Consider the following 19284-nt stretch of genomic DNA (forward strand, 5'->3'; position numbering starts at 1 on the left):
GCAGTGCCGCAGGGACGGCGGTTCGGATTGCATGCGCTGGTCGGCGACCGCCACCGCCGGACGGGCGGACGCGGACGCGGATGCTGCGGGTTCGCCGGCGTTGCCGGGGTGGGTGGTGCCGGTGGCCGGCGTGGCCGTGGTGGTGGTGGTCGGCGGGATCGTGGCGGCCGTGGTGGCGCGGCGTCGCGCCCGTGGCCGGCGCCGGCCGCCCCAAGGGCCTGTCGCCGCTGTGGGTGGCGGGCCGGCGTATCCGTCCGGGGTCCCGCCGGTGCGGTATCCGCCGTCCGCCGTCCCGCCGGACCAACAGCCACCATTGCCACCACGACGGTAGGCCATCATCAAAAGGCTGATTGAATCCGGAATTCATGGAGGTGGGTATGAGAATCGAACATATTGCATTGTATGTGAACGACCTGGAGTCCGCCCACCCTGTTCTATCCGACCGGTCTGCAGAAGGTCATGAATTCACGTCACGGACTGACCGCGGAGCAGACGCTGGCGGCGCTGCAGCACCTGTATGAGATGAACGCCGCCACGTATCCGCGCACCGATTCTTCCCTGCCTTTGCATCATGCTCATGCTTTAGAGCATGTTGAAGGCGGATAGCGTTCCCGACGCCACATTGGACAGCATATGCACCGTCCAACTCGGGAAGATGGACCCTTGCGCATATTTTTCGTTCATATACCCCAAACACCAGCCCGCCAATCCGGTGAACAGGGTGATGACGGCGGCCTGAACGACACTCATTCCCGTCATGAGAAACAGAGGGACACCATGCATGAGACCGAACAGAGCGGCTTGAAGGGTATTGGCGACAAGTAGTCCGCACTTGCCCATCAGGCGCTTCAACAGGAGTCCCCGGAAGAAGATCTCCTCCCATCCCGACGTGTTCAGCAACGCATGTACGAGAACGGATGGCAGAGCCGTCCATCCCAGACCTCCGAATTGCGTGGACGCGGTATATGTACCCGGTACCACCTGAATGACAAGCCAGCCACACCCGAACAGGATCAGAAGCGTAAGGAGCATGAACGAGAAGGTCTTCGTCCCGCCCTGGATCTTCGTGAGACCAATCCATTGAGTGAATCGCCGCTGACGGCGTGCGCCGAACCACCACCAGACGAAAGCGATGAGCACGGCCAACGTAAACTGAACAAGCCCGGAAACGAGCGTATGAACGAACAAATCCATCAGGCCCTCCCATATCGTAGTCACACGTACTAAGACTGAAAATATGACATCGATATGGTACTTCTTCAAGAAGAATTACACCAAAAACGCTTAAGAGAATGAGATAATCCATCTCATCCTCGCACAAATACCCAATACATGCGCATTCCGCGAAAATCGTCACCCATGCCGGGTCCGGATGGGCATGGACAGGTACGAATCGCCCATAATCACCGAATCACGCGAACACGTTCGCTGGCCGGCAACTTCTCAATCGGACCGGCGGGACGGGCGATGCCGCCGAAAACCATTTCGGACGCGAGCGTCCAGGAAGCCGGGATGCCCCAACGGGATTTCACCATGTCATCGATAAGCGGATTGTAATGTTGCAGATTGGCGCCAATACCCTGTTCGGCGAGCGCATTCCAGACGTTGACCTCGATCATGCCAAGGGCATGCGCGGCAAACCCATCGAACGCGGCGGCGTAGGTCGGGAACCGTTCCTTAAGGCCGTCAACCGCGTCCTGGTCCTCAAGGAAGAGTATGGTGCCGGCGCCGGCGGCAAAACCAGACAGTTTGGCGGCCGTATTCTCGAAGGCGCCTTCCGGCACGATGGCCTTAAGTGTGTCGTATACGATACCGTCCCATAGAAGCTTGTGCTGCTCCCCCAACAGAATCACGGCACGGCCGCTCTGCACGTTGAAAGGGGACGGCGTGGCGACGACGGTCTCTTCGACGATTCCGACGAGTTCGTTTTCGCTGATGGGCAGACGGTCGGTGAGGGTATAGACGCTACGGCGACGGTTGATGATTTCCAGATAGTTCACGCCATGCTCCTTTGCGTGATGATTCACATGATTTGCGTCTTCATGGTAGCGTCTCCCGCCAGCACATGATCAACCGGTCACGCTGTCAGTGGAATCTCCCCGACGAATATCCCGCCCATGCGGGATTTCGCTCCGGCGTATGGAAATTCACCTGTTCGGGCATACGATGGGCTCGGTTTTCGCAAGGTGCAGCCAACACCCTGGATGGGTATATAGCCCCGCAACCATCGTGAGCCACCACGGACATTCGGCAATTGCCGGCTGACGGATTGGGAAGAATCAGGCAATCGGAAACCCACCATCCGAAACCATCAGCAACGTTGCTTCAGCGGAGCATGCCGGCAGTTCACATTTCCAACAAAGAGTCAGCCAGCGCTTTCTTCATTGAAGTTCAACGGATCATAGTCCCGTCGGCTGCACGACGTGGTGAAGGTGGCCATCCATCTGGATGGGACCCATGCGGACGGGTCGCAGGGGATGGTGGCAATCCCTCACGGAGAGGAGTATCGTTTCATTTGTAGATAACATTGTTACACAGTAGGAGAACATTGATATGCAATCTACACGCTCGTTGATCCCCGCCCCCACGTCGAATCGGAGGCACGCACTGTCCAGGAACAGAGGGATAGCCCTCACCGCCCTATGTCTGGCGGTATTGCTGGTCGTGATGGACAACACCATCGTCAACGTCGCGATTCCCACGATGAGCGACGCGTTGAACGCCTCGTCCACGGACCTGCAATGGGTGGTGGACGCCTACACGCTGTCTTTCGCGGCACTGCTTCTGCCCGCCGGGAAGCTCAGCGACCGATGGGGAAGAAGGCGGATGCTGCTCATCGGATTGGCGGGATTCGCCGTGGTCTCTGCCGCCACGGCCTTTTCCTGGACCCTGTGGCAGCTGGTGACGCTACGTGTGGTGTTGGGGGTCTGCGCCGCGATGATCTATCCGGCAACATTGTCGTCAATCATCGTCATCTTCGAAGGTTCCAAGTATCGTAGCCTGGCCGTCGGCCTGTGGGCGGCGACATCAGGGGTCGGCATCGCCTTGGGCCCGATCATCGGCGGCGTCCTGCTGGAGCACTATGCGTGGAATTCCATTTTCTGGGTGTGCTCCATCATCGGCGTGGTGGCACTGGTCTGCATCGCGGTGGCGGTGCCCGAGGTACGGGCGTACCGTTCCGAGAGATTCGATTTCCTCGGCACCGTGTTATCGGTGGCCGGCGTGGGCCTGCTGGTGTGGGCGATCATCGAACGCCCGACTTACGGCTGGCTCTCCTGGCAGGTCATAGGCGGCATCTGCGCGGCCTTGATCATACTTGCGGTATTCGCGGCGGTCGAGGGGCATACGCATGCCCCGCTCATCGATGTCGGCCTGTTCCGAAGGGCCACATTCACGAGCAGCACCTGCGCGATCTGCGTCGCGTTCTTCTGCCTGTTCGGCTTCATCTTCATCACCACCCAATGGTTCCAGGCATTGCGTGGATACACCGCACTGCAGACGGCGGTCGCGACGCTGCCCTTCGCGGTGGTCATGGCCGCTGTCGCCCCGCTTGCCACGCAACTGGCGAAACGCTTCGGATACCGGTCGGTCGTCTCGACGGGACTGCTGTTCCTGTCGGCGAGCATGTTCGTGGTCACGCGTGTCGACGCCCATTGCAGCTACTGGTTCGTGGTCGTACCCACCATGGCCCTGATGGCGGCCGGCATCGCCTTGATCCAGGGGCCCGCCACGGATGCCCTGATGAGCACCGTTCCGGAAAGCTCGACCGGCGCCGCATCGGCCGTCAATGACACGATTCGCGAGATCGGCGGCACGTTGGGCGTCGCCGTCATGGGGTCCGCGATCTCCTCCGTCTACCCCAACGAGCTCTCGGACTCATTGTCCGGACTGCAGATCCCGTCTTCCATCGCGAAAGCCGCGGAGGATTCGGTGATGGCGGCGAAATCGATCCTTCCACACCTGCCGGCAAGCATCCGACAGACCGTGGAGCAGTCCGTCTCGACCAGTTTCATGAGCGCCACGCACGCGGCATGCTGGATCGCCTGCGCCCTCGCGCTGGCGTTCGCGCTGCTCTGCTGGATCACCCTTCCCAAACACGATTCAGGCAATCTCCCCCAATAGACCCCAATAGAAAGGAACATCCATCATGAAAGACGATAGACGGATTCCACGGATCACGGACACGGATATGACGGACCGTCTCCTGACGGCCGGCGCGCTGGCGGAGGACACACGCAACCCCATCAGTGACATCGCGGTATGCTTCCCCGGTCACGGCAGCCAAAGCGTCGGCATGTTCCACGGCTGCCTGTCCGACTTCCCCGAAGCCCGACAGATTATCGCCCAAGCCGATGAACTGTACAAGGAACGGTATGGCGAACGTCTTTCCACGACGGTCGATTCCGGCAAGGACGACCGTCTGACCATGCCGACGGTCATGCAGCCCGCCATCGTAACGGCCTCTCTGGCGATGTTCGCCGTTCTCAAGGCCGCAGGAATACCCGTCTCGATGCTCATGGGGCACAGTCTGGGCGAATACAGCGCGCTGATTGCCTCGCGGGCGGTATCGTTCGAGGACGGGTTCGCGGCGGTCATGGACCGTGCGGAGACCATCGAATCCATCCCCTACGCCATGCGTGGCGCGATGGCGGTCGCATTGCCGCGTAGCATCCATGACATGCATAGGGTCAGGGCCGTCGTGGCCGCACTGTCCTGTCAGGGACCGTTATCCATCGGAATCGTCAACTCTGACGAGCAACTTGTTATTTCGGGTGCCAGGGCCTTGGTCGCGAACGTGACGGAACGTTTGGCGGCGGAGTCGATCGAAAGCTTTGTGCTTCCCATCCCCGTAGGCTTCCACAGTCCGGTGCTTTCGCCCGTCGTGATGGAGTTCGAGCATAGGCTGGAACGATACCATTGGAACAGGCCCGACATCCCCGTCATCTCGACAATCACCCAGGGACCCCTGCAATCCGGTGATGTGGAGCATCTGCCGCAACTGCTCGCCGGACAGCTGGTCACCCCCTTCGATTTCCGTGACTGCATCGCATCCTGCCGGTCCGCGGGCGCGAAGGTGTTCGTCGACATGGGACCCAAACACATCATCGGCACCCTGATCGAGCATCAGCTGCACGACGGCGGGGCGACGGTGCTCAAGCTTGACTGCGGGCCAAACGGCGGAGCCAAAACCGCCGAACGGATCCAGGCCTTGCAATGGCTCTGCGACACACAGGGGAACGGGCGGAAGGCCAAGTCCGAACCATCGAAGCCCGCCGTCACGACACCACGGCCAACGGCGGATGACGTGCGCACGGCGCTTCTGGACGCATTGTGCGAAGTCACCGGCTATCCCGCGGAGGTCATCGACCCGGACATGGACCTCGAGGCCGATCTCGGCATCGATTCGGTCAAGCAGATGCAAGCCCTGGGAACGGTGGCCGAAACCCGGCATATCGACAGCCAACAGGTCGACCTTTCCCAAGCCCGCACCTTGAACGACCTGTCCCGAGAACTCTCGTCCCTGCAGTCGGATGAGGGATCCCGCCATGACGAGCGGGCGACGCAGGCCAAGACCATCGACCATGTTCCCCCGGCAAACGATGACGATACCCGTAAAGACGGCACCGATCTCGATGATCTTCTACTGCGGAGCCTGTGCGAGGTCACCGGCTATCCCGCGGAAGTCATCGACCCGGACATGGACCTCGAGGCCGACCTCGGCATCGATTCGGTCAAGCAGATGCAAGCCCTGGGAACGGTGGCCGAACGAATCGGCATACAGCCTGAATCCCTCGACCTGTCCCAGGCCCGGACCCTACGCCAGATCGTCGAATGCCTCGAACACGCCGAGCCGACCTCCGCACAGCAGCAGGATGAACAACCACTTGCCGGGGATTCCGATGCCATCAAGAATGTCTCCAGCGTAAAACGATTCGTCCCGCAAATCATCGACAAACCACTTGCCGATGATCCCGACCTGACCGACTGGTCCGATTCTACCTGCCTGTTCATTCAATCCGGCGACCACGAACTGGATGCGTCCATCCGGCAAACGCTCCAATCGGTTTTCCGCGAAGTGCATGCCACCACCGCGGATGCGATCATCGATGCGGGAACCTATCCCACGGTGGAGTCCGGAACGCCCATCAGGATGATCCTGGACTGCCACTCGTTCCATGACGACGTCCCATCGTTCGAACGGCGGAACGAAGCGTGGATGCGCATCGTCCGCGAACGATACGCGCGTGTATTCCAATTGTCCCGGATCCTGTATCCGCTAATCGAACATACGGAAGACGGCATGGCATGGCTGTCGGTCACCAGGACGGGAGGCGTCTCGGGAGCGGGAAGCAAGGGAGCGGGCGATCCGCTGGACGCATTGGACACGGGATTCTATAAGAGTCTCGGCAAGGAACTGCGCAATCTGCAGGTCAAGACCATGGACGTGGATTCCCCTGACGACGTGCCCGGCGCCATCCTGAACGAGGTGCGCCACTACCGGCAGGATCAGGACTGCGAGATGGGATACCTGCATGGACGCCGTCATGTGGTTCGCGTGATTCCCATGGAGATGAGCCGGGAGCACGCGATTCGCAGGCAGCTGCCGGAGGGAACCGTGGCCTTCTTCTCCGGAGGTTCACGCGGCATCGCGTTGGAATGCGCCAAAGCCCTTGCGGACGAACAGCCGCAGATCAACGTCGTGATCACGGGACGATCCGATGTCGATGATCCCCGGGCACAACGCTGGCTTCACCTGAGCGAGGAGGAATGGGCGCAGGCGAAACCCGACTTCATCCGCGAAACCAAACGGAAGGATCCCTCGCTCGGAGCGATTGCACTGTCGGAGGAATACGACCGGATTAGTCATATTCGTGTCCTTGCAAGGAACCTCAGGACCGCAGTATCCGCACGACGTAACCTGCACTATATTCCCTGCGACATAGCAGACGCACAATCCACGGAGAACGCGGTCCATAAGGCCCGCAGGCAATGGGGGGACCTTTCGCTGGTGGTCCATGCCGCCGGCCTGGAATCATTCGGCAGGCTGCCCGGCAAGACGTTGGACCGTACCATGAGAAGCATCGCGGTCAAACTTGGCGGGTTCATCAACCTGTATCACGCCACCAAGGACGAACCGTCACTGACCGCCTTCGTCTCCTTCGGATCGGTCTCCGGACGTTTCGGCATGGACGGGCAGGTCGACTACACTGCCGCCGCAGCCACGCTTTCCGCGCTCTCCCACACGATCCCGATGAACATGCCCGCCAATCGGAAAATCCCATTCGTGACGATGGAATGGTCGGCATGGGGGCAGGTCGGCATGGCCGTCCATCCGCAGGTGATCGCTGTGCAGGAACAGGACCGTGGGATGGAATACATTCCCGTCAAGACCGGTTCGGCATTCTTCCTCGACGAGCTCGCGCTCGGCACGGCGGACCCCGAGGTACTGATCATGGGATCATTGGGTTCCAACAGGCCACAAGGACAACTGGATTCCCTAGATGACGGACTGGAACTGATCTCACCCATCGAAACCACGGGAACCGTCGTGGACAAGCCCCACTATCCGATGCTCGACAGCATCGACAAGCAGGATGCGGACACGATCCTCGCACATCGGATGCTCCGATATGACCGTGACCTGTACCTGCCCGACCACCGGGTGAAGGGCGTCACGACCTTCCCCGGGGTGCTTCACCTGGAAACGCAGATAGAAGCCGCCTCATGCCTGTCCAACGTGAAACGGTTCGGCGTCGAACTCGAGGAACTCAAACTGAACACGTTCCTCAAATGCCGCGACAATGACGAGGTCCCGATCACGGTCAATGCCCATCGTACGGACCGTACGGGCAGCCAGGTCATCGCGACGGAACTGTACTCGACATTCAAAACGCCGGACGGCAGGATCCTCATCCCCCACCGCACCCATTCGACGGCCGTCATCAGACTGCTGGACAAGGCCCCCGAACCATGTCGGGCGGATTGGCATCCGGAACGCCTGCTCGAACAGGGAGTGCCCATCGACATCGATCGTTATCATGCCGATACCGAACATTTCATCAGTTTCGGACCGACCTTCCGGTACATGCGCAGGGCACGGCTGATTGGCGATGACTGCGCGGTGGGTGAATTCATGGTGCCATCCGTGCCCGGACTGTTCAGCGACGTACGCAATCCGCAGTTCCTTTGCTGTCCGCTGCTGATCGATAATGTCGGCAGGATGGCGTTGATGCGCGAATTCCAACTCAGGGGACGGCACGTGGTGCCGATCGAGATCCATGGAGCCCGCCAGTTCCGCTGCCCCGCGGCAGGAGAACTGTGTTACGGAAAGATGGATTTCCTCACCGAAGACGAGCAGGGGATCGACGTTCATATCGAAATCATCGACGTCAACGGATACCTGCTCTGCCAGGCGGATGACGTGCGGCTCACCATCCTGGGTCCGGTGGAACACAAGCATGACATCATGGCATCCCCCGACACCGTCGTACCCGCAAAGGAGCAATGATGATGGATCATTTCGAACCAATCGCTATCATCGGACGCGGCTGCATCCTTCCCCCGCATTCGTGCTCGCCCGAAGAACTCTGGGATGCCATAGTCGAAGGCCGAAGCGGCATCCATCCCCCGACATCCGGACGTTGGGGCACACAAGTCGACTATGTCGATCCCGACCGCAACGCCGTCGACAGAACCTATTGCGGCATCGGCGGATTCGTCACCGATTACGATCAGGATGATCGGGCGGCCTCCTCGGAACGGATGCGGTTGAACCGTACGCAGCGGATGATCGTCGACAGCGCGTCCCAGGCGATCAGCGAATCGGGCATCGACGATTCCGAGCGTGCACGATGCCGGCTGTTCGTAGGCAACATGCTGGCGGACGAGGCCTTCGGAGACCAATCATTGTCGGAAATCAGCGGGGAACTTCTCGCCGAATGCGTGAACGCCTTCGGCACGGATGCGCGGGATGCCGCGCGTCGTGCCATCGATGACGTCATCCTGTCACGCAACAATGCGTCGGAAACGGCGAACGCCCCATCCGATCTGGCGCGGATCCCCGCGGAACTGTTGGGAATGCCCGATGAACACATCGTCATTGACGGAGCATGCGCCTCGGGATTGCTCATCGTGGATCTTGCGGCCCGCTATCTGCATACCCACGCGAAACCGTTGGTCATGGCGGTCGGGGCGATGGCGAACATGTCCATCACGGGAAACGTGAGTTTCGCTAAAATCGGGGGCCTGAGCGACAAGCCCGCCAGGCCGCTCGATGCGAACGCGAATGGTCTGGTGCCCGCCGAGGGTGCGGCGGCGGTCCTGCTGTGCACGCTTTCATATGCGAAACGGCATGGCTACCCCATCAGCGGGGTCATCATAGGCTCGTATTCGACGAGCGACGGACATGGCAAGGCGATCTACGCCCCCAATCCCGAAGGCCAGCAGCGCACGATGCGGGGCGCCTTGGCACAGGCAGGAATCGACCCTGACGGCATCGACTACATCGAGACTCACGCGACGGGTACGCCAGCCGGTGATAATTCCGAGTTGACGGCGATCATGGGCATGCTGTCCGAACGTCGCAATGGCCCCGTATCCATCGGGTCCATCAAGAATCTCATCGGCCACGGCTTCCCGACGGCCGGCACGTCGAACCTGCTGTCGGTACTGGAATCATTCAGCCATGAACGGTATCTGCCGACCCACGGCGTGACGACGCCCCACCCGCTAATCGCGAAGCATCCGGAGCTCCTGCAGCTGCACGCCAACCCCGACCCATGGCCCGAACCCGAAAATCGTCCACGCAGGGCGCTGATCAACGCCTTCGGTTTCGGAGGCATCAACTCATCGGTCATCGTCGAACAGTATGATGACGGCCGGTCAGCCGGGCCGGCGCATGCGGCCGCCGAAACCCGGGACGCCATGTATCTGGCGGTGCAATGCGTCGCCCAGGCGAACTGCGAAAAACCACGCACGCTGCTTGATGATCCGATGACGGCCGACTGGCGGGTTTTTCATACTCCCCCGGTGCTGCTGCCGCACATGGACATCGCCCAGCGTCTGGCGGTCCTGGCGGCGGGGAATCTGCAGCCTATGATGGAATCCGACCAGAAGGAAACCGTCGGCGCCTTCCTCGGGCAGCCATCGGGATTGGCGGTGGGGGCCCGTAGGGAATTGCGCATACGGCTTCCCGAAATCCTTGATGCCATCGCCCATGCCGAAATTCCGGATGAGCGTCGCCGTGAGCTGCAGCACTGGTTCGGCGATCGTGTCACGACGTCGATAGGCGCAACGGTCGAGGCCGCGCTGCCCGGTTACATGGACAACATAGTTTCGGGGAGGATAGCCAACATGTTCAACTACCGGGGCCCTAACTGCGTCATCGACGGCGGCCGCCTTTCCTTCGCCCGGTCCATTGAAATGGCTTCCCTCGTACTGGCCGAGCATGAAGCGGATGGCATGATCGTCGGATCATCGTTCGCCAATCCGAGTCATCTCGTCGACCAGGATGCGGCCAGGCTGGCGACCGCAACTCTGATCATGCTGCGTCCACTGGATTGGGTGAAGGCCCATCGGGAGCAGGTCCAGGCCGTCATCAGAATCAGCCACGCAGACCAGCCGGGAACGGACCCTCAGGTTTTTCTGGATGCGGCCCGACTGGCCCAGGCCGTGACCGAGCGTGGACGTCATGCTTCCCGACTGCAGGCGGGAAGCATGCTGGTCGATGTGATGGACCTTGACGCTGTGACATCCGAACGAATCGAACGCCTACCGGACGGGCTTCAGGAGCATCCCGGGACGGATGCGGGCCGCGGGCCGTCCAATGGCGTCACGGTACATGACACGTGGATTGGCATACAGGGCCCCACGGTTCCCGACTGCCTGGCCATGCTGCTCGATGGGACGGTCCAGCCGGACGGTCAGGACACACCCATCCGCATCATCGTCCCCTTTGATTCCCCTGCGGAGAGGGAGAGCAAGATACGGGAGCTCCGCATTCTGAGAGACGCCCTGCGGCGCCACCGATAGCCGACGAGTGCGGTCGATGTGCGGGGCGATTCGCGAATCCGACGCCCCGCACATCGACATGCCATATGCGCGATGTCCCGACATGAGGCTGGGAGATGGAGGGCATACCCGTGTCAATCACCGTTCCCGACATGTCCCGGCCGGGTGGCAACCTCAATGCGGCGGATTCAACCATCATTGCCCTATCGGGGAATGATCCGGAGTGTGATGGACTTTCCGATCCCACCCATCATGATGCGGTGCAGGGACCTATGGGCCGGAGGATGATTCTTCATCCGTAACGGCGGATGATGCGGAGAAGCATATGAAGACTGTTCAGAAGGCGACAAAAAGCCAGCGGACGCCCACCGCTGAGATCAGGGGGCTCATACTCGACGCCTCGAAGCGGATTATCGAGGAGGATGGGTACGACGCCTTCACCATCCGGCTTCTCTCGGAAAGGGCGGAGGTTTCTCCCGCGAGTATCTACCGGCATATCGGCGACAAGCAGGCCGTCATCGACACCCTCATCGACGACAGTTTCCGAACGCTACGGGAAAAGCTCCTGCGTGTCACCACCGAAGACCCTCTACAGAGACTTTATGATGCGGGAATCGTATACCGTGAGCACGCCAAGGCGTCGCCCGGCATCTACGCCCTGTTGTGGCGGTGGCACGCCGGCGATGCATCGGAAGCCTGTCTTGCCGCCATGACGGAACTGGTGCGCTACGGGCAGGCCGCGGGAAAGATCCGGAGGGATGACCCACACCTCATCGCATGGTCCATATGGTCCGCCGTGCATGGGTTCGTCCAATTCGAGACGCGACCCGAACATGATACGCCCGTCGACGATGACGATGCGGCCTATTCCTTTCTGCTCCGACTGCTCATTCGAGGGGTTCGCTCCTCTCAAGCGGCCTCCGAAGGAACGACGACCATCGCGGATACCAGCCGATCGTAAGATCGCCATTGGCCGCGCAACGTTGCATCCCGTCTCACCGCCGTAAACGTTCCATCCGCCTTCGGACGCACGGACACCTTACGGAAGTCCCCCGTCCCGTCCAATGCGGACAATGCCTTCGAGGCGGCCTCCTTCGCACAGAAAGCCGCCCTACGTTCCACCGAGGAAACCATCCGTAAGGATGCGAGCTCTTCAGGAGAGAACACAAACCGCATGACCGTATCGGATAATTCGTCCGAATCATCCACGTCCACTCCCACGGCACGGATTCTTTCCGACGGTGCCACGGCGGCGACGCACAATGACGGACAATGCGACAGTGATCCCACAATGCCTGACGGCCAGAGCGGTTCACCATCCCGACCCCGGAGGATCGGACCGTCACGGCCGATACGTCGTAAGGCTTCGTGGGCTAAAAGGCGCGTCTCCGTGAATTCCTTGCTTCGTTTGGCAGTGGCGTTCCCGACCAATGCCCGCTCACTGTCGAACAATCGCACATGACGTGTCCCCTCCCCCGAGACCGATACCTCGCAGCCGGAGGCAAGCAGTGGCCCGAACAGGTGTGTCCGTCGCATCATGAGGTCTGCGCACATTATGGAGTCTCCGCCGTCCCTCGTGGGTTGTTTCCTGTGACGCCAGCGCATTCCAAAATGAAAACGCGGAGTCCCCGACCTTCACGGCATGAAGAAGCATGCCTTTCAATCCGATTCCGTCCGCAACAGTCCATCTTGGAAATCGAATCGCCCGTCCATGTGTTGGAAAGGGAATGTGCCCATTATGCCGATCAGCTTGCCGAGGCTTGCAACAGAACCCACAGTCAGATCATACGCCTTTAGCTGGCATATTTTCCATAAACTCCACTATTTCATGCAAAAGTTCCCAACGTATCCATGTTGTTGATGGAAATAGTCCGAGTGAACGCATATGGTGCGTGTCCTCAAGACTTATCCGTAGCCCCGTGTGCCCTGATGGGTAGGAAGGGTCGCATTATCTCATTTGGACGACTATGGGATATAGGGCACGGGATTATTCCCGGAGTGTTTTTAACCGTCGTCTTTTAGGCAGCAGATAGTCATCCAGATACTGGAGATACTTCTCGCGCGTGGTCGGGCGACCCGCTCCCCGTCGGGTTTCCTACGTGTTTCGATGAAATCGCGGCATATTCCCGAAAGGTGACGTCGGTCGCCCTCGTCTTGCTCACCGTTATTCTGGGCGGCTTCCAGTCGCCGAGTCTTATATGCCGTTCAACGTCAGCGAGTCAGGCCTCCGCCATCGCGGTGTAGTTGGCATCGAATCGTCTCGAATAATGCTTCGGCAAATCGTGCCACTTGGCATAGGCCCAAGAAACTACAAGGAAACCGCTCCGACAGTCCAAGCCGTTCGGAATCGTTGAAAGAAAGCCGTTTTCGGGCATGAAAAAAGGCTTTCGGAATACTCCGAAAGCCCTGCTGGCGGAGAATACGAGATTCGAACTCGTGAGGCTGTTACACCAACACGCTTTCCAAGCGTGCGCCATAGACCACTAGGCGAATTCTCCAATTATGCAACGTTCCACAATGGTCACTTGCAAAACGCAACTTGACTAGGATACAACGCAATGCCGTAACCTCAAAATCGGCGTGTCGCGCCGCGTAGAGAGTGAACAGCCAAACAGGACGATGCACTTGCTAGCAACTTCAGCATCGCATAAATCAAACATGGAGAGACTCAACGCCCGTACACGCATCCTGCCAGCCGAATAACCAAACCATGGGAAAATTCAGCGTGTACAGGCCCTAAGACAGCCGACGATGCTCAACATGAGGGGAAGGCGTCCGATGTCAACTTACACCTTGAGATAACTGAACAATGATGTTACGAGGACAAACCGTCAGCAGATTGCTGATGTGTCTGGGCTTTGGATCCGTGGACGCGCCGCGGCTCGGAACCCCGCCCGGCCTCCCGGAACAACACGCCGACGGCACCCCCGGGCCATCGGCGGGTGGGGTCGTGCGGGACACCGGAAAGGAAGGAGGGCAAAAGGCCACGCAAACACGCACAAGACCCCCTCCCCGGGAGCCCGCCGAAGGCCCCGGGGCCGGAGGGCAAGGGGCCGCCGACAACGAAAAGGGACCCCTTCCCCGGGAGCCCGACAGGCTCGACCGGGGAAGGGGTCCCAACGGTTGGATGCGGCGGCGCGTTACTCTCCCACACCCTCCCGGGTGCAGTACCATCACCGTGCCAGGCCTTAGCTTCCGGGTTCGGAAAGGGACCGGGCGTCACACCTGGGCCATGGCCACCGCAAGACCAAAAACAACGGAACGGGAACCGTTCCGGCATTTATGACCGTGGCGGTTTGGGAACCGGCTAGCGGACGCGAGGAGCCTATCGTGTGAATCGTAATGCGACCATTCCGGCGCTCCTTGTCGCCTGGAACGATCCCGCAGCAGGAAAGACGCGGACCCGACCCAACCACAGGGGTCGGGACGTTATGTCGCCATCGCCCGTTAGTACCGGTCGGCTCCACCCCTCGCGGGGCTTCCACCTCCGGCCTATCAAACACGTGTTCCACATGCGGGCTACAACAGTTCAGGACTGTAAGGAATCCTAATCTCGGAGCAGGCTTCCCGCTTAGATGCTTTCAGCGGTTATCCCTCCCGAACGTGGCCAACCGGCCGTGCCGCTGGCGCGACAACCGGCAAACCAGAGGTTCGTCCACCCAGGTCCTCTCGTACTATGGGCAGGCCTCCCCAGGATTCCAACGAGCGCAGAGGATAGAGACCAAACTGTCTCACGACGTTCTGAACCCAGCTCGCGTGCCGCTTTAATCGGCGAACAGCCGAACCCTTGGGACCTGCTCCAGCCCCAGGATGCGACGAGCCGACATCGAGGTGCCAAACCATCCCGTCGATATGGACTCTTGGGAATGATCAGCCTGTTATCCCCGGGGTACCTTTTATCCGTTGAGCGATGCCGCGCCCGTGCGCCGGCACCGGATCACTATCTCCGACTTTCGTCCCTGCCCGGACCGTCGTCCTCGCAGTCAAGCCCGCTTGTGCGATTGCACTCGACACCCGATTGCCAACCGGGCTGAGCGGACCTTTGAGCGCCTCCGTTACTCTTTGGGAGGCAACCGCCCCAGTTAAACTACCCGCCAGGCACTGTCCCTGAACGGGATGACCGTTCGAGGTGAGACGTCAAACGAGAACAGAGCGGTATTTCACCTTGCGGCTCCACACGGGCTGGCGCCCGCGCTTCGAAGCCTCCCGCCTATGCTACACAATCCGCGACTGACGCCAATACCAAGGTATAGTAAAGGTCCCGGGGTCTTTTCGTCCTTCTGCGCTTAACGAGCATCTTTACTCGTACTGCAATTTCGCCGAGCTCCTGGTCGAGACAGCGGGGAAGTCGTTACGCCATTCGTGCAGGTCGGAACTTACCCGACAAGGAATTTCGCTACCTTAGGATGGTTATAGTTACCACCGCCGTTTACCGGGGCTTGAATTCACCGCTTCACCCCCAAGGGGGCTGACGGATCCTCTTAACCTTCCGGCACCGGGCAGGCGTCAGTGCATATACAGCGGCTTACGCCTTCGCATGCACCTGTGTTTTTGGTAAACAGTCGCTACCCCCTGGTCTGTGCCACCCCCACACGCTCCCGGAGCATGTCCGTTCACCCGCGGGGGTCTCCCTTATGCCGAAGGCACGGGAGCGGTTTGCCGAGTTCCTTGACCAGGATTCGCTCGATCGCCTTGGTATTCTCTACCTGACCACCAGTGTCGGTTTGGGGTACGGGCGGCAACGCGCCTGACGCCGAGGCTTTTCTCGACGGCCTGGACCACCGGATATCGGCCCGCAACGGGCCCCATCATCGCACCTCGCGCCCATGCACCACGGATTTGCCTATGATGCGCGCTGCGTGCTTGACCACGGAAAACCACCTCCGCGGCCGGCTCCCATTCCGTGTCACCCCTGCGCTCACCTACTGCGGCTGCGCCCCCAACGGGAACCCCGGCACGCGCCCCCGAAGGAACGCACGCCCGGAAACCCGGAGGTCGGCACCCACCGTCTCGGTCCTGTCGGTTCGCTGCCGGTACGGGAATATCCACCCGTTCATCCATTCGACTACGCCTGTCGGCCTCGCCTTAGGACCCGACTCACCCGGGGACGACGAACGTGGCCCCGGAACCCTTGGTCATCCGGCGGACGGGATCCTCACCCGTCTTCCGCTACTCATGTCTGCATTCTCACTCCCCTGAAGTCCACGGCACGGTCACCCGGCCGCTTCGCCCCTCAGGGGACGCTCTCCTACCCGGCACGCGCAAACGCGTGCCGCCGCGTCTTCGGTGGTGTGCTTGAGCCCCGCTACATTGTCGGCGCGGGACCACTAGACCAGTGAGCTGTTACGCACTCTTTCAAGGATGGCTGCTTCTGAGCCAACCTCCTGGCTGTCTATGCGGCCCCACATCCTTTCCCACTTAGCACACGCTTCGGGACCTTGGACGACGGTCTGGGCTGTCTCCCTCTCGACGACGGAGCTTATCCCCCGCCGACTCACTGCCGGCATACACATCGACGGTATTCGGAGTTCGGCTGCTGTTGGTACCCCACAAGGGCCCGCAAGCATCCGGTAGCTCTACCCCCGCGATGCAATAAGCCGACGCTGCACCCAAATGCATTTCGGAGAGAACCAGCTATCACGGAATTTGATTGGCCTTTCACCCCTAGCCCCAGGTCATCCCCCCGGTTTTCAACCCAGGTGGGTTCGGTCCTCCACGCGGTCTTACCCGCGCTTCAACCTGCCCAGGGCTAGATCATCCCGCTTCGGGTCCAGGACACGCGACTGAAAAACGCCCTATTCGGACTCGCCTTCGCTACGGCTGCCCCACCACGGGTTAGCCTCGCCACGCACCACTGACTCGCAGACTCATTTTTCGATAGGCACGCCGTCACCCCACAAAAGGGCTCCGACGGATTGTAGGCGCACGGTTTCAGGAACTCTTTCACTCCCCTCCCGGGGTGCTTTTCACCTTTCCCTCACGGTACTGGTACGCTATCGGTCAGACAGGTATGCTTAGACTTACGCCACGGTCGGCGCCGATTCACGCGGGATTCCACGAGGCCCGCGCTACTTGGGACACGCGATCGGGAGACGGCAAGCGTCCAGGTACGGGGCTGGCACCCTCTACGGCCAGGCCTTCAAGCCTGTTCCCCTGGCTAGCCGCTTTATGACTCCCGCCCGGCCCGTCGGGGCCGGGACACACGCTCCCGCAACCCCGGCCACGCAACCCCCGACGGGTATCGCGCGCGGCCGGTTTGGTCTGATCCGCTTTCGCTCGCCACTACTCACGGAGTATCCCTTCCTGCAGGTACTGAGATGTTTCACTTCCCTGCGTACCCCCCGCAACAAATGCGGTGCCGGCCCATGACGGCCGGCGGGTTGCCCCATTCGGAAATCCTCGGATCGAAGCCATGCTGGAGGCTCCCCGAGGCTTATCGCATCCTCAAACGTCCTTCGTCGGTACTGTCTGCCAAGGCATCCACCATACGCCCTTGCAAGCGACACAACGGCACCACGGCCATCGCCCCGCCCGCGGGTCTCCTGATAGCAGGATCGCCAGACGACAAATCATCACACTCAAAATGATCACAAAACGATCGATCTCGAAACCAAACTCGAAAAAGAAGAGTTTGGCGAAATCGCGATAAGCAAAGAGAAACACCAGGTTTCCCTTGCTCGCGTCCACTATCCAGTTCTCAAACCACCACGCGCCACCACTGTCACCCGACGTCCGAACGACGTCCAGGCCACCCATGATGGGCATCGAACCGCACCACAATCCAAGACTGTGGGGTGGCGGTCCGGGAACCCAAAAGCACACCCATACCACCCCCGCCACCCCGCAGGGGGACGGCAGGCCAGACGATCTCTTCCACACCAGCATCCCCACACGAAACCGTGGAACCATTCCACGCGCATGGGGCACACACCGGACACGAACCGTGCCCTGAATTCTCCGTAGAAAGGAGGTGATCCAGCCGCACCTTCCGGTACGGCTACCTTGTTACGACTTAGTCCCAATCACGAGCCTCACCTTAGACGGCTCCACCCCCAAAAGGGGTTAGGCCACCGGCTTCGGGTGCTGCCCACTTTCATGACTTGACGGGCGGTGTGTACAAGGCCCGGGAACGCATTCACCGCGGCGTTGCTGATCCGCGATTACTAGCGACTCCGCCTTCATGGAGTCGGGTTGCAGACTCCAATCCGAACTGAGACCGGTTTTCAGGGATCCGCTCCATGTCGCCATGTCGCATCCCGCTGTACCGGCCATTGTAGCATGCGTGAAGCCCTGGACGTAAGGGGCATGATGATCTGACGTCATCCCCACCTTCCTCCGAGTTGACCCCGGCGGTCCCCCGTGAGTTCCCACCACGACGTGCTGGCAACACAGGGCGAGGGTTGCGCTCGTTGCGGGACTTAACCCAACATCTCACGACACGAGCTGACGACGACCATGCACCACCTGTGAACCCGCCCCGAAGGGAAGACCCGTCTCCGGATCGGTCGGGAACATGTCAAGCCCAGGTAAGGTTCTTCGCGTTGCATCGAATTAATCCGCATGCTCCGCCGCTTGTGCGGGCCCCCGTCAATTTCTTTGAGTTTTAGCCTTGCGGCCGTACTCCCCAGGCGGGATGCTTAACGCGTTAGCTCCGACACGGAACCCGTGGAACGGGCCCCACATCCAGCATCCACCGTTTACGGCGTGGACTACCAGGGTATCTAATCCTGTTCGCTCCCCACGCTTTCGCTCCTCAGCGTCAGTGACGGCCCAGAGACCTGCCTTCGCCATTGGTGTTCTTCCCGATATCTACACATTCCACCGTTACACCGGGAATTCCAGTCTCCCCTACCGCACTCCAGCCCGCCCGTACCCGGCGCAGACCCACCGTTAAGCGATGGGCTTTCACACCGGACGCGACGAACCGCCTACGAGCCCTTTACGCCCAATAATTCCGGATAACGCTTGCACCCTACGTATTACCGCGGCTGCTGGCACGTAGTTAGCCGGTGCTTATTCGAAGGGTACACTCACCGGACAAGCCGGCTTGCTCCCGATCAAAAGCGGTTTACAACCCGAAGGCCTCCATCCCGCACGCGGCGTCGCTGCATCAGGCTTGCGCCCATTGTGCAATATTCCCCACTGCTGCCTCCCGTAGGAGTCTGGGCCGTATCTCAGTCCCAATGTGGCCGGTCGCCCTCTCAGGCCGGCTACCCGTCGTAGGCTCGGTGGGCCGTCACCCCGCCGACTACCTGATAGGACGCGACCCCATCC

The 19284-nt window shown here is 60.4% G+C and carries 8 protein-coding genes, 1 tRNA gene and 3 rRNA genes; 5 read left to right on the forward strand and 7 right to left on the reverse strand.

What is annotated here, in order from left to right:
* The first annotated feature begins 459 nt into the window (after positions 1–459).
* A complete protein-coding gene (locus BMOU_RS11115; protein WP_081738549.1) occupies positions 460–606 on the forward strand; it encodes a DNA topoisomerase in 147 nt (48 codons plus the stop codon).
* On the opposite strand, the gene BMOU_RS10565 is transcribed toward BMOU_RS11115, so the two are convergent.
* The gene (locus BMOU_RS10565) at positions 583–1263 is read right to left on the reverse strand and encodes a CPBP family intramembrane glutamic endopeptidase (protein WP_235143782.1); all 681 of its coding nucleotides are present in this window, start codon (positions 1261–1263) and stop codon (positions 583–585) included. The two genes, BMOU_RS11115 and BMOU_RS10565, sit on opposite strands and share 24 nt — an antisense overlap.
* 140 nt (positions 1264–1403) lie before the next feature.
* On the reverse strand, positions 1404–2000 hold the full coding sequence (locus tag BMOU_RS10570; RefSeq protein ID WP_034877589.1) for a nitroreductase family protein: 597 nt from the start codon (positions 1998–2000) through the stop codon (positions 1404–1406).
* Between the two features lie 553 nt (positions 2001–2553).
* Here BMOU_RS10570 and BMOU_RS10575 point away from each other — a divergent pair.
* The 4 genes from BMOU_RS10575 to BMOU_RS10590 all read left to right on the forward strand — a co-directional run bounded on the left by BMOU_RS10575 (position 2554) and on the right by BMOU_RS10590 (position 11971).
* Positions 2554–4122 carry an MFS transporter gene (locus BMOU_RS10575; protein WP_034877591.1) on the forward strand — a complete coding sequence of 523 codons (1569 nt, stop codon included), beginning with the start codon at positions 2554–2556 and terminating at the stop codon, positions 4120–4122.
* Between the two features lie 25 nt (positions 4123–4147).
* Positions 4148–8509 carry an SDR family NAD(P)-dependent oxidoreductase gene (locus tag BMOU_RS10580; RefSeq protein ID WP_034877593.1) on the forward strand — a complete coding sequence of 1454 codons (4362 nt, stop codon included), beginning with the start codon at positions 4148–4150 and terminating at the stop codon, positions 8507–8509.
* Entirely contained in the window at positions 8506–11031 is a 2526-nt protein-coding gene (locus tag BMOU_RS10585) for a beta-ketoacyl [acyl carrier protein] synthase domain-containing protein (RefSeq protein WP_081738550.1), read from the forward strand. The genes BMOU_RS10580 and BMOU_RS10585 overlap by 4 nt, the downstream gene beginning before the upstream one ends.
* A gap of 304 nt (positions 11032–11335) precedes the next feature.
* The gene (locus BMOU_RS10590) at positions 11336–11971 is read left to right on the forward strand and encodes a TetR/AcrR family transcriptional regulator (protein ID WP_034877597.1); all 636 of its coding nucleotides are present in this window, start codon (positions 11336–11338) and stop codon (positions 11969–11971) included.
* Here BMOU_RS10590 and BMOU_RS10750 read toward each other — a convergent pair.
* The 5 genes from BMOU_RS10750 to BMOU_RS10610 form a co-directional block, all read right to left on the reverse strand.
* A complete protein-coding gene (locus tag BMOU_RS10750; RefSeq protein WP_137648408.1) occupies positions 11920–12615 on the reverse strand; it encodes a 4'-phosphopantetheinyl transferase family protein in 696 nt (231 codons plus the stop codon). The genes BMOU_RS10590 and BMOU_RS10750 overlap by 52 nt on opposite strands.
* Before the next feature lie 805 nt (positions 12616–13420).
* Positions 13421–13508, reverse strand: a tRNA-Ser gene (locus BMOU_RS10595).
* 629 nt (positions 13509–14137) lie between these two features.
* A 5S ribosomal RNA gene (gene rrf, locus BMOU_RS10600) occupies positions 14138–14254 on the reverse strand.
* Positions 14255–14438: 184 nt separating this feature from the next.
* Positions 14439–17517, reverse strand: a 23S ribosomal RNA gene (locus BMOU_RS10605).
* Positions 17518–17973: 456 nt separating this feature from the next.
* Positions 17974–19284 (reverse strand): 16S ribosomal RNA (locus tag BMOU_RS10610); the annotation flags it as partial.

The organism is Bifidobacterium moukalabense DSM 27321 (assembly GCF_000522505.1).
Classification (GTDB): domain Bacteria; phylum Actinomycetota; class Actinomycetes; order Actinomycetales; family Bifidobacteriaceae; genus Bifidobacterium; species Bifidobacterium moukalabense.

Bases quoted from the DNA above. Each gene is read 5' to 3' on its own strand.
- BMOU_RS10590 (WP_034877597.1), top strand. From the start codon at position 11,336: ATGAAGACTGTTCAGAAGGCGACAAAAAGCCAGCGGACGCCCACCGCT.
- BMOU_RS11115 (WP_081738549.1), top strand. From the start codon at position 460: ATGAATTCACGTCACGGACTGACCGCGGAGCAGACGCTGGCGGCGCTG.
- BMOU_RS10580 (WP_034877593.1), top strand. From the start codon at position 4,148: ATGAAAGACGATAGACGGATTCCACGGATCACGGACACGGATATGACG.
- BMOU_RS10750 (WP_137648408.1), bottom strand. From the start codon at position 12,615: ATGCGCTGGCGTCACAGGAAACAACCCACGAGGGACGGCGGAGACTCC.
- BMOU_RS10585 (WP_081738550.1), top strand. From the start codon at position 8,506: ATGATGATGGATCATTTCGAACCAATCGCTATCATCGGACGCGGCTGC.
- BMOU_RS10575 (WP_034877591.1), top strand. From the start codon at position 2,554: ATGCAATCTACACGCTCGTTGATCCCCGCCCCCACGTCGAATCGGAGG.